The sequence below is a fragment of the Nocardioides sp. genome, from assembly GCF_024509035.1.
Lineage (GTDB): Bacteria > Actinomycetota > Actinomycetes > Propionibacteriales > Nocardioidaceae > Nocardioides.
The window spans coordinates 1-2,433 of record NZ_JANINT010000289.1; the positions used below are offsets into that span (position 1 = coordinate 1).

Here is a 2,433-nt window from a genome sequence, read left to right on the forward strand (position 1 = left end):
GTTGAGCACCGGGATGATGTGGAGGTCGGCGCCCATCGCGAGGTAGAGGTTCGCCAGCGTCTGCGCCTCGATGCCTTGGGCCGCGTCGACGAGCAGGATGGCGGCCTCGCACGCCTCGAGCGAGCGCGACACCTCGTAGGTGAAGTCGACGTGGCCGGGCGTGTCGATCATGTTCAGCACGTAGGTGCCGGGTTCGGCGCCTGCGGCGTTGCCGGCCGGGACCGTCCACGGCATCCGCACGGCCTGGCTCTTGATGGTGATGCCGCGCTCGCGCTCGATGTCCATGCGGTCGAGGTACTGCGCCCGGGCGCTGCGCTCGTCGACGACACCGGTCAGCTGCAGCATCCGGTCGGCCAGCGTCGACTTGCCGTGGTCGATGTGCGCGATGATGCAGAAGTTGCGGATGATCGCGGGATCGGTCTGGCCGGGGAGCGGTGCAGTCATGGTGGCGCCATTGTTCCATCGCGGCGCCGGAAAGCCTTACTTCCGGGTGATCGCCCCTTGCTCAGTCCGCGCTCTCGAGGAACTCCTTGGTCTTGGCGATCGCGAAGCCCCACCCCTGCTCGATCGTCGGCTTAGGCGGTACGGCGATCTCCGAGGGGTTGGTCAGCACGTCGAGCAGCACCGGCCCGTCGTGGGCGAGTGCCTCCCGGACCGCGTCGTCGACGGCATGCGGGTCGTCGACCCGGATGCCGCGCAGCCCGATCGCCTCGGCGACCCGCGCGAAGTCGGGGTTCTCCAACGCGGTGCCGTAGGCCGGCAGGCCGACCTGCTCCATCTCGAGGCGGACCATCCCGAGGCTGCCGTTGTCGAAGACCACGAGCTTGACCGGCAGGTCGTGGGTCGCGGCGGTGATCAGGTCGCCGAGCAGCATCGAGATCCCGCCGTCACCGCAGAACGCGACGACCTGGCGTGAACGGTCCAGCGCCTGCGCGCCCAGCGCCTGCGGCATCGCGTTGGCCATCGAGCCGAGGTTGTAGGAGCCGAGCAGCTGGCGACCGTCGGTCATCCGGACGAACCGCGCCAGCCAGGTGGTGGCCATGCCGGTGTCGGACGTGAACACGGCGTCCGCAGCGGCATGCCGGTCGAGAGCCGCGGCGAGCACCTCGGGGCGGACGCGACCGTCGGGGTTCTCGACGGTGCGCCGCAGCAGGCCGCGCGGCTTGCTCTCGTAGTCGGGGTCGGCGAGGTGGCTCTGCCGCTCGCGCCACCCGTCGTACGACGAGCGCGCCTTGTCCAGCAGCGACCGGTCGGCCTTGGCCTCGAGCAGCGGCAGGAGCGCGTCGAGCGCGAGCCGCGCGTCACCGACGACGGCGTGGTCGACCGGGTGACGGCGCCCGATGTGGGAGCCGTCGGCGTCGATCTGCACCACGACCTTCCCGTCGGGGTAGAACGCCTTGTAGGGGAAGTCCGTGCCGATCATCAGCAGCAGGTCGCAGCCCTCGAACGCCACGGCGCTCGCCCTGTTCCCGAGCAGTCCGGACTGCCCGACCTCGTACGGGTCGGCGCCGTCGAAGGCCTCCTTGCCCTTGAGCGTGACGACCATCGGCGCCGAGAGCCGCTCCGCGAGGTCGAGCACCTGGGAGCGGGCCGCTCCGGCACCGTGACCGACCAGGAGCGTCACCGCGCTCGCGGCGTTGACGGCGGCGGCCGCCTCGGCGATCGAGGACTCGGCCGGGGCTGCGGGCGGCTGGTCGGTCACGAACCGCGGCACCGGCGTGTGCTTGGGGACCTCGAGCTCCCCGACGTCACCGGGCAGCGTGAGCACCGCGACGCCGCGTTGCTGGAGGGCGGCGTTGCCGGCCTGCTCGATCAGGGCCGGCAGCTGCTCGGGGCTGCTCACGGTCGCGCTGAACACCGCGACGTCGGCGAACAGCACGTCGTTGTCGACCTCCTGGAAGAAGTCGGTGCCGATCTCCTCGCGAGGCACCTGGCCGCAGATCGCCAGCACGGGCGCGTGGGACTTCTTGGCGTCGTACAGGCCGTTGAGCAGGTGGATCGCGCCGGGGCCGACCGTGCCCATGCAGACCCCGAGCCGTCCGGTGAGCTGGGCCTGGGCGCCGGCGGCGAACGCCCCGGCCTCCTCGTGGCGCACGCCCATCCACTCGAGCCGCTCCTCGCGCCGGATCGCGTCGGTGACCGGGTTGAGTGCATCTCCCACGACGCCCCACACCTGGGTGACGCCGTGGTCGGCGAGGGCGGCGACGAGCAGCTCAGCGACAGTGGTCATGACCGGGGGGTACCCCCGCCCCTGCGGGGCAATCGGCTCGCCGGACCCGATGCGGGTGGACCGGGAGCGGGTGGACCAGGATGAGCGCCCGTGAGCGCCGTACGCCGTCCGACGACCATCCCGCACGGGCAGACCGCCCGCAGGCTGGAGTGGCCGCACCTGCCGCGGCACGTCCGGGCGCTGGTCGAGGAGCACTGCGGCTC

At 71.7% G+C, this 2,433-nt stretch carries 2 protein-coding genes; both read right to left on the reverse strand.

Annotated features, from left to right (window positions below):
* Window positions 1-444, reverse strand: a 444-nt coding sequence (locus Q0L15_RS19310) for a GTP-binding protein (protein ID WP_296606174.1), incomplete at its 3' end; no start/stop codon positions are given.
* A 61-nt stretch (window positions 445-505) separates the two neighbouring features.
* On the reverse strand, window positions 506-2,230 hold the full coding sequence (locus Q0L15_RS19315; protein ID WP_296606175.1) for a thiamine pyrophosphate-dependent enzyme: 1,725 nt from the start codon (window positions 2,228-2,230) through the stop codon (window positions 506-508).
* Window positions 2,231-2,433 lie beyond the last annotated feature (203 nt).

What these genes read in the sequence shown, in the direction of transcription:
- Q0L15_RS19315 (WP_296606175.1), bottom strand. Translation starts at nt 2,230, where the DNA reads ATGACCACTGTCGCTGAGCTGCTCGTCGCCGCCCTCGCCGACCACGGC.